At 60.7% G+C, this 17,247-nt stretch carries 17 protein-coding genes; 4 read left to right on the forward strand and 13 right to left on the reverse strand.

Features of this window, described 5'->3' with window-relative positions; genetic code table 11:
* Nucleotides 1-22: 22 nt before the first annotated feature.
* A complete protein-coding gene (locus PMI24_RS03010) occupies nt 23-493 on the forward strand; it encodes a MaoC family dehydratase (protein ID WP_003227420.1) in 471 nt (156 codons plus the stop codon).
* Between the two features lie 69 nt (nt 494-562).
* Here the strand turns inward: PMI24_RS03010 and PMI24_RS03015 are convergent, their stop codons facing one another.
* Nucleotides 563-1,030 carry a PA2169 family four-helix-bundle protein gene (locus PMI24_RS03015; RefSeq protein ID WP_007951153.1) on the reverse strand — a complete coding sequence of 156 codons (468 nt, stop codon included), beginning with the start codon at nt 1,028-1,030 and terminating at the stop codon, nt 563-565.
* 205 nt (nt 1,031-1,235) lie between these two features.
* Between PMI24_RS03015 and PMI24_RS03020 the strand changes: the two genes are divergently transcribed.
* Both PMI24_RS03020 and PMI24_RS03025 read left to right on the forward strand, forming a co-directional pair.
* A complete protein-coding gene (locus PMI24_RS03020) occupies nt 1,236-1,472 on the forward strand; it encodes a DUF3820 family protein (RefSeq protein WP_003213031.1) in 237 nt (78 codons plus the stop codon).
* Between the two features lie 32 nt (nt 1,473-1,504).
* Complete coding sequence (locus PMI24_RS03025) at nt 1,505-2,686, forward strand: aminotransferase class V-fold PLP-dependent enzyme (protein ID WP_007951154.1); 1,182 nt, start codon at nt 1,505-1,507, stop codon at nt 2,684-2,686.
* Here PMI24_RS03025 and PMI24_RS03030 read toward each other — a convergent pair.
* From PMI24_RS03030 to zwf, 4 genes are all read right to left on the reverse strand, one after another.
* Nucleotides 2,683-3,399 (reverse strand): intradiol ring-cleavage dioxygenase, encoded by a 717-nt coding sequence (locus PMI24_RS03030; protein WP_007951155.1) that lies wholly within the window; start codon nt 3,397-3,399, stop codon nt 2,683-2,685. The genes PMI24_RS03025 and PMI24_RS03030 overlap by 4 nt on opposite strands.
* Nucleotides 3,400-3,567: 168 nt before the next feature.
* Nucleotides 3,568-4,233 (reverse strand): bifunctional 4-hydroxy-2-oxoglutarate aldolase/2-dehydro-3-deoxy-phosphogluconate aldolase, encoded by a 666-nt coding sequence (locus PMI24_RS03035; protein ID WP_007951156.1) that lies wholly within the window; start codon nt 4,231-4,233, stop codon nt 3,568-3,570.
* 17 nt (nt 4,234-4,250) lie between these two features.
* Complete coding sequence (pgl, locus tag PMI24_RS03040; RefSeq protein ID WP_007951157.1) at nt 4,251-4,964, reverse strand: 6-phosphogluconolactonase; 714 nt, start codon at nt 4,962-4,964, stop codon at nt 4,251-4,253.
* Nucleotides 4,951-6,417 carry a glucose-6-phosphate dehydrogenase gene (zwf, locus tag PMI24_RS03045; RefSeq protein WP_007951158.1) on the reverse strand — a complete coding sequence of 489 codons (1,467 nt, stop codon included), beginning with the start codon at nt 6,415-6,417 and terminating at the stop codon, nt 4,951-4,953. The genes pgl and zwf overlap by 14 nt, the downstream gene beginning before the upstream one ends.
* 226 nt (nt 6,418-6,643) lie before the next feature.
* On the opposite strand from zwf, the gene PMI24_RS03050 reads away from it, so the two are divergent.
* Nucleotides 6,644-7,504 (forward strand): MurR/RpiR family transcriptional regulator, encoded by an 861-nt coding sequence (locus tag PMI24_RS03050; RefSeq protein WP_169842436.1) that lies wholly within the window; start codon nt 6,644-6,646, stop codon nt 7,502-7,504.
* 55 nt (nt 7,505-7,559) lie between these two features.
* On the opposite strand, the gene PMI24_RS03055 is transcribed toward PMI24_RS03050, so the two are convergent.
* The 8 genes from PMI24_RS03055 to PMI24_RS03090 form a co-directional block, all read right to left on the reverse strand.
* Nucleotides 7,560-8,414, reverse strand: a complete 855-nt coding sequence (locus PMI24_RS03055; RefSeq protein ID WP_007951160.1) for a D-hexose-6-phosphate mutarotase — start codon at nt 8,412-8,414, stop codon at nt 7,560-7,562.
* Nucleotides 8,415-8,530: 116 nt separating this feature from the next.
* Nucleotides 8,531-9,877, reverse strand: coding sequence for a carbohydrate porin (locus PMI24_RS03060; protein ID WP_007951162.1), 1,347 nt, complete (start codon nt 9,875-9,877; stop codon nt 8,531-8,533).
* 132 nt (nt 9,878-10,009) lie between these two features.
* Nucleotides 10,010-11,170 carry an ABC transporter ATP-binding protein gene (locus PMI24_RS03065; protein ID WP_007951163.1) on the reverse strand — a complete coding sequence of 387 codons (1,161 nt, stop codon included), beginning with the start codon at nt 11,168-11,170 and terminating at the stop codon, nt 10,010-10,012.
* 2 nt (nt 11,171-11,172) lie between these two features.
* On the reverse strand, nt 11,173-12,018 hold the full coding sequence (locus PMI24_RS03070; protein ID WP_007951164.1) for a carbohydrate ABC transporter permease: 846 nt from the start codon (nt 12,016-12,018) through the stop codon (nt 11,173-11,175).
* Nucleotides 12,011-12,919 carry a carbohydrate ABC transporter permease gene (locus tag PMI24_RS03075; protein ID WP_007951166.1) on the reverse strand — a complete coding sequence of 303 codons (909 nt, stop codon included), beginning with the start codon at nt 12,917-12,919 and terminating at the stop codon, nt 12,011-12,013. The genes PMI24_RS03070 and PMI24_RS03075 overlap by 8 nt, the downstream gene beginning before the upstream one ends.
* A 93-nt stretch (nt 12,920-13,012) precedes the next feature.
* Entirely contained in the window at nt 13,013-14,314 is a 1,302-nt protein-coding gene (locus tag PMI24_RS03080) for an ABC transporter substrate-binding protein (RefSeq protein ID WP_007951167.1), read from the reverse strand.
* Nucleotides 14,315-14,432: 118 nt separating this feature from the next.
* Nucleotides 14,433-15,692: a D-mannose isomerase gene (locus PMI24_RS03085; protein ID WP_007951168.1), complete on the reverse strand. Its 1,260-nt coding sequence runs from the start codon at nt 15,690-15,692 to the stop codon at nt 14,433-14,435.
* Between the two features lie 104 nt (nt 15,693-15,796).
* Nucleotides 15,797-17,224: an ATP-binding protein gene (locus PMI24_RS03090; RefSeq protein ID WP_202949240.1), complete on the reverse strand. Its 1,428-nt coding sequence runs from the start codon at nt 17,222-17,224 to the stop codon at nt 15,797-15,799.
* Nucleotides 17,225-17,247 lie beyond the last annotated feature (23 nt).

Here is a 17,247-nt window from a genome sequence, read left to right on the forward strand (position 1 = left end):
TCCGTCACAGGAATTCAGACCCATGACCCAGGTTACCAACATCCCTTACGAAGCCCTCGAAGTGGGCCAGACCGCGAGCTACAGCAAGACTGTCGAGGAACGCGACATTCAGCTGTTCGCCGCGATGTCCGGCGACCACAACCCGGTGCACCTGGACGCCGAGTTCGCCGCCGCCAGCATGTTCAAGGAGCGTATTGCCCACGGTATGTTCAGCGGTGCGCTGATCAGTGCCGCAGTGGCTTGTGAGCTGCCTGGGCCGGGCACCATTTATATCGGCCAGCAGATGAGCTTCCAGAAGCCGGTGAAGATCGGCGACACCCTGACCGTACGCCTGGAAATCCTCGAGAAGCTGCCGAAATTCCGTGTGCGCATCGCCACTCGCGTGTTCAACCAGCGCGATGAGCTGGTGGTGGACGGCGAGGCCGAGATTCTGGCGCCACGTAAACAGCAGACCGTTACCCTGCCGACCTTGCCGGCCATCAGCATCGGCTGATCGTCTTCGGTTAAATCCGGACACAAAAAAACGCCAGACCAGCTGGCGTTTTTTGTGGGCTTCGAACGCTTACGAGCGTGCGCGAGCCTGGTTACGCAGCGCCTTCACCTGATCGTGATTGCGTTGCACGCCGTGGTACTGGCGTTCGACCAGATCACGGATGCCGACCAGGTTGTGCTTGTTGATCTTCTCGATCGCTTCACGATAAGCCTTCAGGGCGTGATCTTCACCGCGCTCGGCTTCGTTGAGCACCGCTTCTTCATCCTTGCCGGTGAACATCGCTTTCACGTCGACCCAACGACGGTGCAGATCACCGCTGACACTGGTCGAGGTTTCCGGATCGCCACCCATCGAACGCACGGCAGCTTGCAGCTCGGCCGCAGCGGTTGCGCAATCGGCGGAGCGTTTCACGAACAGGGTTTTCAGCTCTGGGTGCTTGATGTCTTCAGCGCAGGTCTTGAACCCTTCCTGACCGTCCTTGCTGGTTTCGATCAGGTCGTTGAGGACGGAGATGGCTTCTTTATTCATGTCAGTCATTTTTCAATTCCTTGCGTGGGTGAAAGATGCAAGGAGTGTTGCAGTGGTCGTGCCAGCTTCCCGAAAAGAATTTAGTCTTTAATTTTCAATAACTTACAAATACAACCAGAATCTGTATGCCTGTTATTTGCATGATCTGTCATTTGGCCTGCATGCAGAATGCCTGTATTTTCCGAAGTGTTTTCAAAGCCAGACGATTCCAACGATGAACCCTGAAAAGCTCGAACTGCTGATCACCCGCGAAATGCCCTTCGGCAAGTACAAGGGTCGGATCATTGCCGACCTGCCGGGCCCTTACCTGAACTGGTTTGCCCGGGAAGGATTTCCCCATGGTGAACTGGGCGGCCTGTTGGCCCTTATGCAGGAAATCGATCACAACGGCCTGTCGGAACTGCTCGAACCGCTGCGCGCCAAACATGGCAAACCTGCCCCGCGCCACTGAGGCGTCACCCTGATCCGAGTCGAGTCGACCATATGCCCGATAACACCCGCCGCGCCCGAGACGAAGCCTTCTGGCAAACCTTCGCCGACCGTTACGACCGCCACCCCGGCCCCGTGAATCTGGAGAACGGTTACTTCGGGCGCATGTCGCGCACCGTGGTCGAGGAGTACCAGCGCAACATCGAGCTGATCAACAACAGCAACTCGATCTACGTGCGCCAGCGTTTCGAACAGCACGACAGCCTCGACATCCGCGCGCAACTGGCCGAGCTGATCGGCGTCCGCGCGCAAAGCGTGGCCTTCACTCACAACGCCACTGCCGGCCTGCAATCGCTGATCCGCAACTACAACCGCCTGCAGCCGGGCGATCAGGTGCTGATCTGCGATCTGGAGTACGACACGGTCAAGGGCGCCATGCGCTGGCTGGCAAAGCATCGCGGGGTCGAGGTGATCGAGATCGAGCACGCCCACCCCGCCACCTTCGACAGCCTGCTGGCGACTTATCGCGAAGCCTTCATCCGCTATCCGAAGCTCAAGCTGATGGCGCTGACCCACGTCACCCACCGCACCGGGCTGGTGATGCCAGTGCAGGCCATCGCCGCGCTGGCCAAGGAGCACGGCGTCGACATCATCCTCGATGGTGCCCATGCCCTTGGCCAGATCGAGTTCGACCTGGAAGCGCTGGGCATCGCCTTCGCCGGGTACAACCTGCACAAGTGGATCGGCTCGCCACTGACCCTCGGCTTTCTATACATTGCTCCGCAGCGCCTGGCCGACATTGATCCGGACATGGGCGAGATGCATTTTTCGGCTGGCGATATCCGCTCACGCACGCCCTACAGCACGCCGAACATTCCGGCACTGATGACCCTGCCTTTGGTGTTCGAAGAACACCGCTCACTGGGTGGGGCGGCGGCCAAAGGCGCGCGGGTGAATTACCTGCGCAACCTGTGGGTCAGCGCCGTGCGTAACCTGCCGGGCATCGAAGTCACGACTCCGGACGATCCACGTCTGTATTGCGGCATCACCTCGATGCGTTTTACCCGGCATGCCGACCAGCAGGCGATGGTCGAACGCCTGCTCAATGACCACAACCTGTTCACTGTCGTGCGCAACGGTGCTGCCTGCGGGCCGTGCATCCGCATCACGCCGTCGCTGACCACGACGGCGGCGGAAATTCAGCTGCTGATTCAGGCGCTGAACGAACTGCGTTAAACCGTGTACTTGTCGAAGTCCTCAGGCTTGATCTGCGACGACACCGCAAAGGTGTCGATGCCGATCGTAAGGTGGCCGAAGTAACCGTCCTCGTGTGAATCGCGGCCGATCGGCCACACCGTCAGGGTCGACTCTTCGCCGCCCATGTTCGCGTAGTAGGCATCGTCGGCGTTGCACACCGGCAGCGAACTGCGCCCGCGATAGGCCTTGGCATTGAGCACGCCGCGAGAAACAACCTCCGGAAAATACAGCTGCCCGACCCAGGCCACGTTGCGCTCCTCCAGGTATTCGTTGCCGGCGACGATCCGCACCGCCACATGAATGTGCAGGGCGCGCCCGGCATAAAAACCCGGATAGATCGTGGTGAAGCGCACCCTGCCCTTGTGGTCGCTGAACTGGCCACCGCGCAGGTAGGTGTCATCGTCGGTTCGCGGGATCGAGCCGATTTCCCCGACGTCGACTTCCACGTCCGGATTGATCCGGCTCCAGCCGGAATACGCGCCGCGTGCGTTGCAATGCCAGATATCCACCAGCGCACCGCTGACCGGCTCGGCGGTCATGGCATCGACGATGGTCAGGCGCAGCAGCAGCGGCAGGCCTTCTGCGCCTTCGCTGATGTTGCGGCGCAGCAGTTTGGGATTGCGAAAATAAGGCCCGGCGACTTGCTCGGGGGCCAGCTGATAAACCGATGGAGCTGAAGGCTGGTTATCCATGACGCGTTCTCTCTTCCATAAGATGAACGCAGGTTAACGCCCCACGCAAAGCCAGGTGCGGTAACTATGTATCTCCAGATAACGAAGTTTTTTGCTGGCAAAAAAAACGGTGCACCGACCAAGCGCACCGTAAAGCCGTAGAACACACAACGAAGTGTCAGTTGAAGATCAGTCCAGCAGCGCCAACGCCTCGGCGGTGCATTCCTGAATGCGGGCCCAGTCGCCGTTCTTGATCCACTCAGGATCGAGCATCCAGCTACCGCCCACGCACATGACGTTTTTCAGCGCCATGTAGCTCTTGATGTTGGCAGGGCCGACGCCGCCAGTCGGGCAGAATTTCACTTCGCCGAACGGGCCGCCGAGGGCCTTGATTGCCGCCACGCCACCGCTGACTTCAGCCGGGAACAGCTTGAAGCGGCGATAACCCAGGCCATAGCCTTCCATGATGCCGGAGGCATTGCTGATGCCCGGAAGCAGCGGGATCGGGCTTTCGACGCTGGCTTCCAGCAGGTCACGGGTGATGCCCGGAGTGACGATGAATTGCGAACCGGCAGCTTCGGCTGCAGCCAGCATATTGCGGTCGAGTACGGTGCCGGCACCGGTCATCAGTTCCGGGCGCTGTTCGCGCAGGATCTGGATCGCCTTGAGGCCGAACTGCGAACGCAGGGTCACTTCCAGCGCGGTCAGACCACCGGCGGCCAGGGCGTCGGCCAGCGGCAGCACGTCCTGTTCGCGGGCGATGGTGATCACCGGCAGGATCCGCGCCTTGGCGCAGAGGCTGTCGATCAGGGCAACTTTGTCCGCCATGGAAACGGTCGGGGATGGGGTTGTCATAGCGGCTGTTCCTTGGCTCATGGGCACCAGTAAATCTCTAACGTAGGTTGCAGAAACGCGCGAACCGGCATGGCGGCGACGTCGTTGGATGCCAGTGCGGCATTCAGGGTGGTCAGTTTCGACTGACCGGAAATCGACAGAATCTTGTGCCGGGCCGAGGCCAGCAGTGCGCGGCTCATGGTCAAGCGCTGACGCGGCACGCTGGGCGCCAGCATCGGCCAGCAGCGACGGGTGCCGTCGGCTTGCAGGGCTTCGGCCAGGTTCGGGCTGTCCGGGAACAGCGACGCGGTGTGACCGTCATCGCCCATGCCCAGCACCAGCACGTCGATGGGCGGCAACTCGGCGAGCAAACGATCGGCCTGCTCCGCAGCCTGCTCGACGTTGGCCGCCGCGCTGTAAAGGCTGAGGAACTGTGCCTTGGCCGCCGGGCCCTTGAGCAGATATTGCTTGAGCAGACCGGCGTTGCTGTCGGCGTGTTCGACCGGTACCCAGCGTTCGTCGGCGAGGGTCACGACGACCTTCGACCAGTCCAGTTCCTGCTTGGCCAGGTGCTGGAAAAACGCCACCGGACTACGACCGCCGGACACCACCAGCACGGCGTTGCCGCGTGCCGCCAGCGCTTCGCTCAACTGCTTGGCGACACTCAGCGCCAGGCCTTCGGCAAGCAGCACCGGGCTCTTGAATTCGCGGGCACTCACGCCCTCGGGCAGTTTCACATCAGATATCGCCATACCACGACCTCCCGTCCCGCGTGATCAATGCAATGGAGCTCATCGGCCCCCACGACCCGGCCGCATACGGCTTGGGCGCGTCACCGGATTTTTTCCACCCGGCGATCAGCTGGTCACACCATTTCCACGCGGCTTCGATTTCATCTTTACGGACAAACAGGTTCTGATTGCCGTTCATCACTTCCAGCAACAACCGCTCGTAGGCATCGGGGATCCGAGCGCTGCGCCAGGTGTCGGAAAAATTCAGTTGCAGCGGGCCGCTGCGCAGTTGCATGCCCTTGTCCAGGCCTTGCTCTTTGGTCATCACCCGCAAGGAAATGCCTTCGTCCGGTTGCAGGCGGATGATCAGTTTGTTGCTGATCTGCAGGCGCTGCTCGGGGGCGAAGATGTAGTGCGACGGTTCCTTGAAGTGGATGACGATCTGCGACAGTTTCTGCGGCATGCGCTTGCCGGTACGCAGGTAGAACGGCACGCCGGCCCAGCGCCAGTTGCGGATGTCGGCACGCAGGGCAACGAAAGTTTCGGTGTCGCTCTGGGCGTTGGAATTCGGCTCTTCGAGGTAGCCCGGCACGGACTTGCCTTCGCTGTGCCCGGCGATGTACTGGCCGCGCACCACTTGCGTGGTCAGGCCTTCCGGACTGATCGGCGCCAGGGCCTTGAGCACCTTGACCTTCTCGTCACGGATGCTGTCGGCGGACAGGTCGGCCGGCGGATCCATGGCGATCAGGCAGAGCAGTTGCAGCAGGTGGTTCTGGATCATGTCCCGCAGCTGGCCGGCCTTGTCGAAGTAACCCCAGCGGCCTTCGATACCGACCTTCTCGGCCACGGTGATTTCCACGTGGGAGATGTAGTTCTGGTTCCACTGGGTTTCGAACAGGCTGTTGGCGAAACGCAGGGCGATCAGGTTCTGAACGGTTTCTTTGCCCAGGTAGTGGTCGATGCGGTAGGTGCGGTTCTCCGGGAAGAACTGCGCCACGGCGTCGTTGACCTTGCGCGAGGATTCGAGATCCGAGCCGATCGGTTTTTCCAGCACCACGCGGGTGTTTTCCGCCAGACCGACTTTCGCCAGGTTCTCGCAGATCGCGCCGTACACCGCCGCCGGGGTGGCGAAGTAGGCAATCATGCGTTGCGTGCTGCCGGCCAGTTCGGCCAGCGCCACGTAATCTTCAGCCTTGAGGAAGTCGACGTGCAGGTAGGTCAGACGCGCCAGAAAGCGCTCGGCCACGGCCTCGTCCAGTTCCTTGCCCACGTAACGGCGCAGCTCGGCGGCGATGAACGCCAGGTGCTGCTGCTCGGTGCCCGCCTCACGGGCCAGTGCGATAATGCGCGTGTCCTCGTGCAGCAGGCCGGCGCCATCAAGGTGATAAAGGGCAGGAAACAGCTTGCGCAGGGCTAGATCGCCCAAGGCGCCGAACAAGGCGAAGGTGCACGGTTCAACCGTAATCGAAGGCATGATGTTTGTTCTTTTATCAAGTTAAGCTACAAATACCTTTTTTCAAGGCATCACTCAAGGGAAAATGTAGTAATAACCACAACATTTTCGCAAAATACAGATTCCGAGTGGTGGTCGATCGGAGCCATCAGTAGGATAGGCCACCGTCACGGGCCACATCAAAGGCCCAATTTGCATAGCCGCGCGCTTATCGGCGCCGGTGAATCTAGGAATTCTTATGGACCGCGTGCGAAATTTACTGGAACAGATCCAGAGTCGCCTTGAAGAGCTGAACAAGGCCGAACGCAAAGTGGCCGAAGTGATCCTGCTCAACCCACAGCAGGCCACCCGCTTCAGCATCGCCGCCCTCGCCCAGGCGGCGTCGGTCAGTGAACCGACGGTCAACCGTTTCTGCCGTTCGTTCGGCGTCAGCGGCTACCCCGAACTCAAGCTGCAACTGGCCCAGAGCCTGGCCAGCGGCGCGGCCTATGTCAGCCGCGCAGTAGAGGCCGACGACAATCCCGAGGCCTACACGCAGAAGATTTTCGGCAGCGCGATCGCATCCTTGGACAGCGCTTGCCAGGCGCTGGACCCGAACCTGATCAGCCGCGCCGTCGACCTGTTGATCCAGGCCCGGCAGATTCACTTCTTCGGCCTGGGTGCTTCGGCTCCGGTGGCACTGGATGCGCAGCACAAGTTTTTCCGCTTCAACCTGGCGGTCACCGCCCACGCCGATGTGCTGATGCAACGGATGATTGCTTCGGTAGCGCACACCGGCGAGCTGTTCGTGATCATTTCCTACACCGGCCGCACCCGCGAACTGGTGGAAGTGGCGCGCATCGCCCGGGAGAACGGCGCTTCGGTGCTGGGCCTGACGGCAGAGAATTCGCCGCTGGCCAAGGCCAGTACGCTGAGCCTGAACATTCCCCTGCCGGAAGACACTGACATTTATATGCCGATGACTTCGCGGATCATTCAGTTGACCGTGCTGGATGTGCTGGCGACGGGGATGACGCTGCGTCGCGGGGTGGATTTCCAGCCGCATCTGCGCAAGATCAAAGAGAGTTTGAATGCCAGCCGGTATCCGGTGGGTGACGAGTTCAACTAGTTCGCGCTGATCGTTCCCACGTCGAGGCGTCGAACCGTCCGCGTGGGAACGATCATTACGCAGCAGCCCAAGCCTGCAAACTCAAATGCGCCTTCTCCCCCGGCGCCAGATGCAGGCTGTCAGTCCCGCCCGCCGCCGCTTCAACACAGACAAATTCCGAAATCTCATCCCAGCTCACGCCCAGCAACGGCCGCGCCCCCGGATGCCACACCACGGTGTCCGCGCTGTCGCCGGTATCGATGCACAACTCGCGCTGCCAGGCGTGATCCTTGAGCTGCAATTCGCCGTCGTGCTGGAACACGCGCTGACAGCCACCATCGACCCGCAACTCGCCTTCCTGCTGGCAAATCTCACGGTTCAACTGGTCGTAACCCTGCGCCCCTTCGAGCCCAGACAGCGCTATCTCACTCACGTCACCAATACGCCAGTAAGCGTGCAAAGCCTGGCTCAACTGGCACGGCATGTCGTCCTGATGCTCAGTGCTCAGGCGCAGTTCCATGCGTTCGCCCAGGTGTGCGTGCAGGTCCACCTGCCAGTCGCACAGCTGCAATTGCCAATGCAGGCGCACGCCGTCATCGCCGGTGCTGCTGTCGAGCAGTTTCCAGTCCAGCAGTCGCGCCCAGCCATGGGACGGCCACGCGTTTTCGCTCGGGTGACGGCCATACCACGGCCAGCACACCGGCACGCCGCCGCGAATCGCGCCGACATGCGGCCACTTCGCCGCGCACCACAGCCACGGCTTCTGCCCGCGCGGCTGAAAGTGCAGCAACTGCGCACCCTGACGACTGAACACCGCCTGACACAGCGGATGATCGATCACCAGCACATCGCGCATCTGATAGCGCTCCCAGGCGAACACCGGTCGTTCGCGCAGGGATTTGAAGAAGCGTTGCAGCGGATGCTCATGCATGGGCCACGGTTCCAGATTCAACTTTCATGGGCTGCGACATCCCTTTCCAAAAAAAAGCGGACAGCCTGGGCTGTCCGCAAATATGCGCACATAGAGAGGAGCTTATCGCAGACGCGTTAGAACGTAGACTGAATTTTCAGGCCAGCGACCAAAGCGTTATCCACTTCATCCACACCGCCCGGATGAGTGATGTATTGCAGGTTCGGGCGTACGGTCAGCCAGTTGGTCACGTGGAAGCCGTAGTTGATCTCGTAGTTGTATTCGGTTTCACGAATCGGCGAGAACACCGGATTGTCGTAGTCCGAAACACCGTTGGCGACGTTGAGCAGCTCGGCGTTTTTCTTCACGTCATTGTTGACGTGAATACGTGCCGCACCGATACCGACGTCATCTTTCGGACGTGCGTCAAACGGGCCTTTGTACACAAACATCACGGACTGGTAGTTGTCGATGAAGTTGGTGTCCTTGTCGTGGAACGTGGCGTTGGCGGCAATGTTCAGACCACGGCTCTTGTCACCGTTGTGGCTGGTGAGCTGTTGCTGTGCAACGAACCAGTAACCGTGCTTGCTGCTGTGGGTACGGTAGGCATCACCGGTGGTTGCCGCATCGAAACCGTTGACGTCTTCGCGAACGTCGTCGGCATCGGCCGTGCTTTTGTAGTAACCGACACGGTATTCGCCCGGCAGGCCGTTCGGGTTAGGCAACCAGACCAGTTCCACTGGCAATACGGTGCCTTTGGTGCCGCTGCCGCTCAGCTTGAAGCCGTTACCGTGTTCCAGTTGCGACGGGTTCTGGTTGTACGCACCGATCTGCGCGTAGAGCTCGTCGTTGATGTTGTATTTGACGCGAATGGCCGCCTGGCTGACCGGCCAGTTGTACCAGATGTTGGTCGCCCAGTTACCCACTTGCGAACCGCAGAACGCCAGGTTCTGGAACTCGCACGGGAAGGTGTTGAAGTCTTCGCCTTCGCCGAAGTAACCGGCCTTGATGTCGAGCTTGTTGTCGAAGAACTGGTGTTTGATCCACAACTGGGTCAGACGCACCATGTGGCCACGACCGTAGACTTCCTGCGAGGAACTCAGGGTGCCGGCACGCGGATCGCCAACGCGGTCGTTGGAAATGTTGTAGCCGTTACGGTTGGTGAACTGGACCTTGGCCTGGGTGTTGTCCCAGCCCCACAGTTTTTGCAGATCCAGCGCCACGCCCAAACCGAACTGGTCGGCGTAACGCGCAGTCTTGTCATCGTTGAAACCGCCGTGAAGGTTGCCGCCCACTTCACCGACGTAGTCCATCTTGATGTCGATACCCTGCTCGATCAGCTTGGTACGTTCGCCACCCCAGTCCCCGGTCATCCACTCCGAATCGGAGCTGAACGCGTCAGCCGCGTGGACGCTACCGGCCAGCATCATTGCCGCAATCGCCGACAACTGACCGATACGCTGAGCGTTGTTGTTCTTCTTCATCCCTACATCCTCGTTTTATTGTTATTAACTGTTCTTCTTATCTAACGCGGTTTACATCTGATGCGGCGCGCGACAGGCCACGCACCGCGTGCTCCCTGCGGAAACGGGCGAGCCCGCTCCCGCATTTGTTGATCAGCGGCCCTTGAACTGGGCCACGTTGGCGCTGTGCGACTCGGTTTTCGGCAGGCCTGCAACCCCCAGGCGCTCACCGGACTTGGCATCGAACAGCAGCACTTTCGACGGATCGAATTGCAGGTTCAGGGTTTCGCCGACCTGCGGCGCCACGTCCGGCGCCAGACGGCAGCAGACCTTGGTGTCGTTGAGGTTGACGAACACCAGGGTGTCCGGACCGGTCGGCTCGGTGACCTGCACTTCAGCCTTGATGCTCGGCAGGCCATTGCCCTCGCCGTAGGCCAGAGCGATCTGCTCCGGGCGCAGGCCGAGGATCACTTCGCGGTCTTCGAGACCGGCGTCCTGCATCGCCATCGGCAATTCGCAACGGGCCTGGCCGCTGTCGAGCAGCGCCACCAGACGACCGTCCTTGCGTTGCAGGCGCAGCGGGATGAAGTTCATCGGCGGCGAACCGATGAAGCTCGCGACGAACAGGTTGGCCGGGTCGTTGTAGATCTCTTTCGGCGTACCGAACTGCTGGATGATCCCGTCCTTCATCACCGCCACTTTGTCGCCCAGCGTCATCGCTTCGATCTGGTCGTGGGTCACGTAGACCGTGGTGGTTTTCAGGCGCTGGTGCATCAGTTTCATTTCGGTGCGCATCTCGACGCGCAGCTTGGCATCGAGGTTGGACAGCGGTTCGTCGAACAGATAGATCTTCGGGCGACGCGCCAGGGCACGGCCCATCGCCACGCGCTGTTGCTGACCGCCGGAGAGCTGGCCCGGCTTGCGATTGAGCAGGTGCTCGATCTGCAGCAGCTTGGCCACGCGGGCGACTTCTTCGTCGATGGCCGACTGGCTCATCTTGCGGATCTTCAGACCGAACTCGATGTTCTCGCGCACGCTCATGGTCGGGTACAGCGCGTAGGACTGGAACACCATGGCGATGTCGCGATCTTTCGGGCTCATGCCGCTGACGTCCTGGTCACCGATCATGATCGCGCCGCCGGTGATGGTTTCCAGGCCGGCGATGCAGTTCATCAGGGTCGACTTGCCGCAGCCCGAAGGCCCGACGAGGATCAGGAACTCACCGTCCTTGATCGACAGTTCGATGTTCTTCAGGGTGTCCGGCAGGCCGGCACCGTAGGTCTTGTTTACATTGCGAAGTTCGAGCGTAGCCATGATTACCCCTTGACTGCGCCGGCCGTCAGCCCGCGCACGAAATACTTGCCTGCGACCACATAGACCAGCAGGGTCGGCAGCCCGGCGATCATCGCCGCCGCCATATCCACGTTGTATTCCTTGGCCCCGGTGCTGGTGTTGACCAGGTTGTTCAACGCCACCGTGATCGGTTGCGAATCACCGCTGGAGAACACCACGCCGAACAGGAAGTCGTTCCAGATCTGGGTGAACTGCCAGATCAGGCAGACCATGATGATCGGGGTGGACATCGGCAGGATGATCTGGCGGAAGATCGTGAAGAACCCCGCGCCATCGAGACGTGCCGCCTTGATCAGCGCATCCGGAATGCTCACGTAGTAGTTACGGAAGAACAGCGTGGTGAACGCCAGGCCGTAGACCACATGGATGAACACCAGGCCGGTGGTGGTGCTCGCCAGGCCCATCTTGCCGAGGGTGAACGACGCCGGCAGCAGCACGGTCTGGAACGGCAGGAAGCAGCCGAACAACAGCAGACCGAAGAACAACTGCGAACCGCGGAAGCGCCAGAACGACAGCACATAACCGTTCAACGCACCGATGGCGGTGGAGATGATCACGGCCGGAACGGTGATCTTGATCGAGTTCCAGAAGTAACCGTCAACGGTGGCCCAGGCTTTCACCCAGCCGATGCCGCTGACCACGGTCGGCCAGCTAAGCAGGTTGCCGGTGGAGATGTCTTCCGGGGTCTTGAAGCTGGTCAGCAGCATGACCACCAGCGGTACCAGGTACAGCAGGACCGCAAGGATCAGCACCGCGTAGATCGCGATGCGACTCAGGCTGATGGCCGGTTTGGAGGCGAGACTAGTCATGACGCTTGGTCCTCAGCTCGGAGTACAGGTAAGGCACGATGATCGCGAGGATCGCACCGAGCATCAAGATTGCACTGGCCGAGCCCATGCCCATCTGTCCACGGCTGAAGGTGAACGAGTACATGAACATCGCCGGCAAATCGGAGGAATAACCCGGGCCGCCGGCCGTCATGGCCGCTACCAGGTCGAAGCTCTTGATCGCGATGTGCGCCAGGATCATCACCGCACTGAAGAACACCGGACGCAGGCTTGGCAGCACCACTTTCCAGTAGATGCGCGGCATGCTCGCGCCATCGATCTGGGCGGCACGGATGATCGACTGATCAACGCCACGCAAACCGGCGAGGAACATCGCCATGATGAAGCCCGAAGCTTGCCAGACCGCCGCGATCACCAGGCAGTACACCACGCGATCAGGGTCGATCAGCCAGTCGAGACGGAAGCCTTCCCAGCCCCAGTCCCGCAGCAATTTGTCCAGGCCCATGCCCGGGTTGAGCAGCCATTTCCACGCAGTACCGGTCACGATCATCGAGAGCGCCATCGGGTACAGGTAAATGGTGCGGATAAAGCCTTCGCGACGGATTTTCTGGTCGAGAAAAATTGCCAGTGTCACGCCGATTACCAGGGTGATGCCGATGAACATGCCGCCGAACACGGCCAGGTTCTTGCTCGCCACCCACCAGCGGTCGTTGTCGAACAGACGCTCGTATTGCGCCAGGCCTGCCCACTTGTAGTTCGGCAGGAAGGTCGACGTGGTGAACGACAGGACAAACGTCCAGAGGATATAGCCATAGAAGCCCACCAGAACGATGAACATGCTCGGCGCCAGCACCAGTTTCGGTAGCCAGCGCTGCAATGCGTCGAACGGCGAGGCCTTGCTGAACACAGCAACAGAACTCATGGGAAGATCCAGTAAAGAAGATGAAGGACCGCTGCAAGCGGCAGGCTTCAGGCCGATGCGCGAACTGAAGCTTGCAGCTGCTCTAAGCTGACGTTACTTGGCAGCCTTGATGGCAGTGCCGAGTTTTTTGGCAGCGTCGGCCGGGTCGGCTTTCGGGTCGTTGATGTAGTTGGTCACAACATCAAAGAACGCACCCTGCACGGCCAGCGTGGTCGCCATGTTGTGCGCCATGCTCGGTTGCAGGCCGCCGTTCTTGGCGTCTGCCAGGAAGTCTTTGGCAGCGGTCTGGGCGCAGGAGTCGAAACCGTACTTGCCCATGTCGGCGAGCATGTCGTTACGCACCGGGATCGAGCCCTTGTTGATGCTGAAGACTTTCTGGAAGTTTTCACCCAGCACGACTTTGGCGATGTCCTGCTGACCGGCCGCGGTGCCCGCGTCCTTCTGCTTGAACACGGCCAGCGAGTCGATGTTATAGGTGAACGCCTTGTCGGTGCCCGGGAAGGCTACGCACTCGTAGTCTTTGCCGGCGACTTTCTTGGCGGCGGTCCATTCGGACTTGGCCCAGTCACCCATGATCTGCATGCCGGCCTTGCCGTTGATGACCTTGGCCGCTTCCAGGTTCCAGTCCTGGCCTTTGCCGTCCTGGTCCATGTAGGTCGCGACTTTCTTCAGCTCGGTCAGGGCCTTGACCATTTCCGGGCCGGTCAGGGCAGCGTTGTCCAGGTCGACCAGGGCTTTCTTGTAACCATCAACGCCCATCACCGACAGCACGACCGCTTCGAACACCGTGCTGTCCTGCCAAGGCTGACCGCCGTGGGCCAGCGGAATGAAGCCCGCAGCTTTCAGCTTGTCGCCGGCGGCGTAGAATTCTTCGAGGGTGGTCGGGGCTTTTTCGATACCGGCTTTCTTGAAGACTTCCGGGTTGATCCACAGCCAGTTCACGCGGTGAATGTTCACCGGCACGGCCACGTAATCACCTTCGAACTTCACGGTGTCGGAGACTTTCTTGTCGAGCAGGCTGTCCCACTTCTCGGACTTGGAAACGTCTTTCAGGACGTCAGTGTCGAGCAGACCGGTCGACGCCCATTCCTGGATGTCCGGGCCTTTGATCTGGGCAACGCCCGGCGGGTTGCCGGCTACCGCGCGGCTTTTCAGCACGGTCATGGCAGTCGCACCGCCACCGCCGGCAACAGCGCCGTCTTTCCAGGTGAAACCGTCTTTCTCGACTTGTGCCTTGAGCACATCGACGGCAGCTTTTTCGCCACCGGACGTCCACCAATGCACGACTTCCACCGAACCTTTGGATTCGGCAGCGGAAACACTCAGGGGCAGCACAGCGAGCGGGAACAGGGAGGCGACAGAAATGACAGTAGCGAGGCGAGAAATCGCATTCATCTGAGATGTACCTTTCTTGTTGTTATGCATGCAAGTCTTGTGCTTGCGCTGCACACGAGTTTAAACAGAGCGTTTCCCCTCGCAGGTAACGAAGGGACGCGCGAATGTCACCACATGGTTACACAGGAACGCTTCGGGACAGGTGTGCCAGAGCACTGGCCATGCTCGGCGCCAGCGGCAGACGCGGAATCAGAACGGCCTGCCAGGCGTGGTACAGATCCGGTTTGCCCGCCCAGATATCGGCACTCGGGCGGTTCTGCGGGTCGAGTTCGTGGTGCCAGCTGCCGTCGCAGCGATCCATGAAATACGTTTCGCAAAATTCCCAGAACAGGCGATACCAGCTTTCGTACTGCGCATCGCCGGTGCGTTTGAGCAAGGCACTGGCGGCAGCGCTGGCCTCGGCGTGAGTCCAGTGCAGGCGATGACGCACCACCGCTTTATTGTTCCAGTCGAGGGTGTAGACGATGCCCGGCGCGCCATCGACGTCCCAGCCATGGCGGCAGTTTTGTTCGAACAGTTTTTGCGCGTCGGTGGCCAGCCAGCCGGGCGTGAGCATGCCGGCCTGAACCCGCGCGGCTTCGAGGTGCAGCAACAGTCGCGCCCACTCGAAACCGTGGCCCGGCGTGGTGCCGTAGGGACGAAAACCGTCGGCGGGATTGTCATGGTTGTATTCACGCAGCGGCTGCCAGTCGCGGTCGAAATGCTCGATCACCAGGTAATCGTTGGCGGCAGCGTGACCGTGAATCACCCGCTCGACGATGCGTTGCGCACGCACCAGCCAGCGCGGGTCTTCGGTGACATCGGCCAGCGCAAGGAAGGCTTCGGTGGCGTGCATGTTGCTGTTGGCGCCGCGATAGGCTTCTTCTTCGCGCCAGTCGCGATTGAAGAATTCGCGCATGGCGCCCTCTTCTTCGCTCCAGAAATAGGTGTCGATGATGTCGATGGCGTCATCCAGCAATGCCTGCGCACCGGGGCGTTGCGCAACCACCGCAGAACTCGCTGCCAGGGCGACGAAAGCATGCAGATAAGCGTTCTTGCCGGTGTTGCCGTCACGGTGTTCAGCGACAGCGAACCAGCCACCGTGCAGCGCATCACGCAACGGGCCGCGCAGGGCCGCAATGCCGTGATCGACCAGCTCGGCGAATCCCGGCAGGCCCTGAATGTGGGCCATGGCGAAACTGTGGGTCATGCGCGCGGTGTTCATGGTTTCGGCTTGCGCACCGGCCTGAAGCTGGCCGCGCTCATCGAGATTGCCGAAGCCTTCGGGCAACCGTGAAGCCTTGGCGAACGCCAGCAGGCGCAGGCCTTCATCGGCGAGCCATTGCTGGTGGGCAGGGGCGTTCAGCCAACTGCTGAAGCCCGGATTGAAGTGATCCATGGGTGGCCTTTTTTGTTGTTATGACTGCGGGCAGTCTAAACAACGGGCCGGGAGGGTCTTGTAACGAAGGGGGCGGGTTTTGTCACCGACCGGTGACATTCAGATCAATCCACCGAACGCGGCAATTGCAGGGTCACGCGCAATCCACCCTCACGCAGATTCTGCAAAGTCACCTCACCGCCATGGCTATGAGCAATGTTGCGGGCAATCCCCAACCCAAGCCCATACCCCTGCTGCTGCCCCGCCAACCGGAAGTGCGGCTCGAACACCTGCTCCAACCGCTGCTCCGGCACGCCCGGACCTTCATCGTCGACATGCAGCACAAACGCGCTGTCATCGTCATCGATGTGCAAATGCGCGTTCTGCCCGTACTTCAACGCGTTGTCGATTAGGTTGCCGATGCAGCGCTTGAGTGCCAATGGCTTGCCCGGATACGCCGCCAGTGCCCGTCCCTGCTGGGTCACACGACCGTTGCCGTTGGGCGCCAGATACGGTTCCACCAGGCAGTCGAGCACATGATTCAGGTCCACCGGTTCGATGTTTTCGTGGATGTCGGTGTCCTTCACGCATTGCAGCGCGCCTTTGACCAGCAGCTCCAGCTCGTCCAGATCGCGGCCGAACTTGGTTTGCAGCGTTTCGTCTTCCAGCAGTTCGACCCGCAGCCGCAGGCGGGTGATCGGTGTACGCAGGTCATGGGAAATCGCGCTGAACAACTGACTGCGCTCGGTCAGGTAACGGCTGATCCGCTCGCGCATGGTGTTGAAAGCGCGGCCCACTTCCACCACTTCACTGCCACCGCCCTCGGCTACCGGCTCGACGTCGGCACCCAGCGACAAGTCCCGCGCGGCCCGCGCCAGACGTTTGAGCGGCCGACTTTGCCAGTGCACCAGCAGGCCGATGAACAACAACAGAAAACCGCTGGTGAAGACGATGAACCACACCTGCTGAGTCGGCAGGCCCTGTTCTTCAAGACTGGTGTAGGGCTCGGGCAACAGCGAGGCGATGTACAGCCATTCACCGGGCGCCAACTGAATCTGGGTCACCAGCACCGGCGGATTCACTGGCTCCAGGGTCAGCGCGTAATGCGCCCAGGAGCGAGGCAACTCATCGAGTTTCAACCCGGCGTTGAAGATCCGCAGGTCATCTGGGCTGACGAAGGTCACCAGAATGTCGGTGTCCTGGCCCAGCGACTGGCGCAGCACTTCATCCACCGCTTTCAGTACCGCGGCCTTGCGCGGTGTCACCGGCAGCACTTCCATGCCCAGCGGTTTGTCGTTCAGCGTCACCACAAAACGCGTGCCGCCCATGCTGCGCAATTGATCGAGCACCAGTGGTCGATAGGCCACCGGCAACGAGCGGAAGTAACTGACGCTGGCGGTCATCGAATGGGCGAGGCTGCGGGCGCTGGTGACCAGGCCTTCGAGCTGGGTCGCGCGCAATTGGGAAACCCAGATCACGCTGGACAGCGTCTGGGCGAACAACACCGCGAGCAGCGTCAGCAGCAACATCCGGCCGAGCAGCGAACGCGGCATCGGCACTTTGCGCGCGGTGGTGC

This window comes from Pseudomonas sp. GM25, assembly GCF_000282255.1.
GTDB classification, from domain to species: Bacteria; Pseudomonadota; Gammaproteobacteria; order Pseudomonadales; family Pseudomonadaceae; genus Aquipseudomonas; species Aquipseudomonas aphyarum.

Excerpts from the sequence above, each read along its gene's own strand:
- PMI24_RS03010 (WP_003227420.1), top strand. The coding sequence starts at position 23 with ATGACCCAGGTTACCAACATCCCTTACGAAGCCCTCGAAGTGGGCCAG.
- PMI24_RS03085 (WP_007951168.1), bottom strand. The coding sequence starts at position 15,692 with ATGGATCACTTCAATCCGGGCTTCAGCAGTTGGCTGAACGCCCCTGCC.
- pgl (WP_007951157.1), bottom strand. The coding sequence starts at position 4,964 with ATGGCGATATCTGATGTGAAACTGCCCGAGGGCGTGAGTGCCCGCGAA.
- zwf (WP_007951158.1), bottom strand. The coding sequence starts at position 6,417 with ATGCCTTCGATTACGGTTGAACCGTGCACCTTCGCCTTGTTCGGCGCC.
- PMI24_RS03025 (WP_007951154.1), top strand. The coding sequence starts at position 1,505 with ATGCCCGATAACACCCGCCGCGCCCGAGACGAAGCCTTCTGGCAAACC.
- PMI24_RS03060 (WP_007951162.1), bottom strand. The coding sequence starts at position 9,877 with ATGAAGAAGAACAACAACGCTCAGCGTATCGGTCAGTTGTCGGCGATT.
- PMI24_RS03065 (WP_007951163.1), bottom strand. The coding sequence starts at position 11,170 with ATGGCTACGCTCGAACTTCGCAATGTAAACAAGACCTACGGTGCCGGC.
- PMI24_RS03020 (WP_003213031.1), top strand. The coding sequence starts at position 1,236 with ATGAACCCTGAAAAGCTCGAACTGCTGATCACCCGCGAAATGCCCTTC.
- PMI24_RS03090 (WP_202949240.1), bottom strand. The coding sequence starts at position 17,224 with ATGCCGCGTTCGCTGCTCGGCCGGATGTTGCTGCTGACGCTGCTCGCG.
- PMI24_RS03030 (WP_007951155.1), bottom strand. The coding sequence starts at position 3,399 with ATGGATAACCAGCCTTCAGCTCCATCGGTTTATCAGCTGGCCCCCGAG.
- PMI24_RS03080 (WP_007951167.1), bottom strand. The coding sequence starts at position 14,314 with ATGAATGCGATTTCTCGCCTCGCTACTGTCATTTCTGTCGCCTCCCTG.
- PMI24_RS03055 (WP_007951160.1), bottom strand. The coding sequence starts at position 8,414 with ATGCATGAGCATCCGCTGCAACGCTTCTTCAAATCCCTGCGCGAACGA.
- PMI24_RS03015 (WP_007951153.1), bottom strand. The coding sequence starts at position 1,030 with ATGACTGACATGAATAAAGAAGCCATCTCCGTCCTCAACGACCTGATC.
- PMI24_RS03075 (WP_007951166.1), bottom strand. The coding sequence starts at position 12,919 with ATGAGTTCTGTTGCTGTGTTCAGCAAGGCCTCGCCGTTCGACGCATTG.
- PMI24_RS03035 (WP_007951156.1), bottom strand. The coding sequence starts at position 4,233 with ATGACAACCCCATCCCCGACCGTTTCCATGGCGGACAAAGTTGCCCTG.
- PMI24_RS03070 (WP_007951164.1), bottom strand. The coding sequence starts at position 12,018 with ATGACTAGTCTCGCCTCCAAACCGGCCATCAGCCTGAGTCGCATCGCG.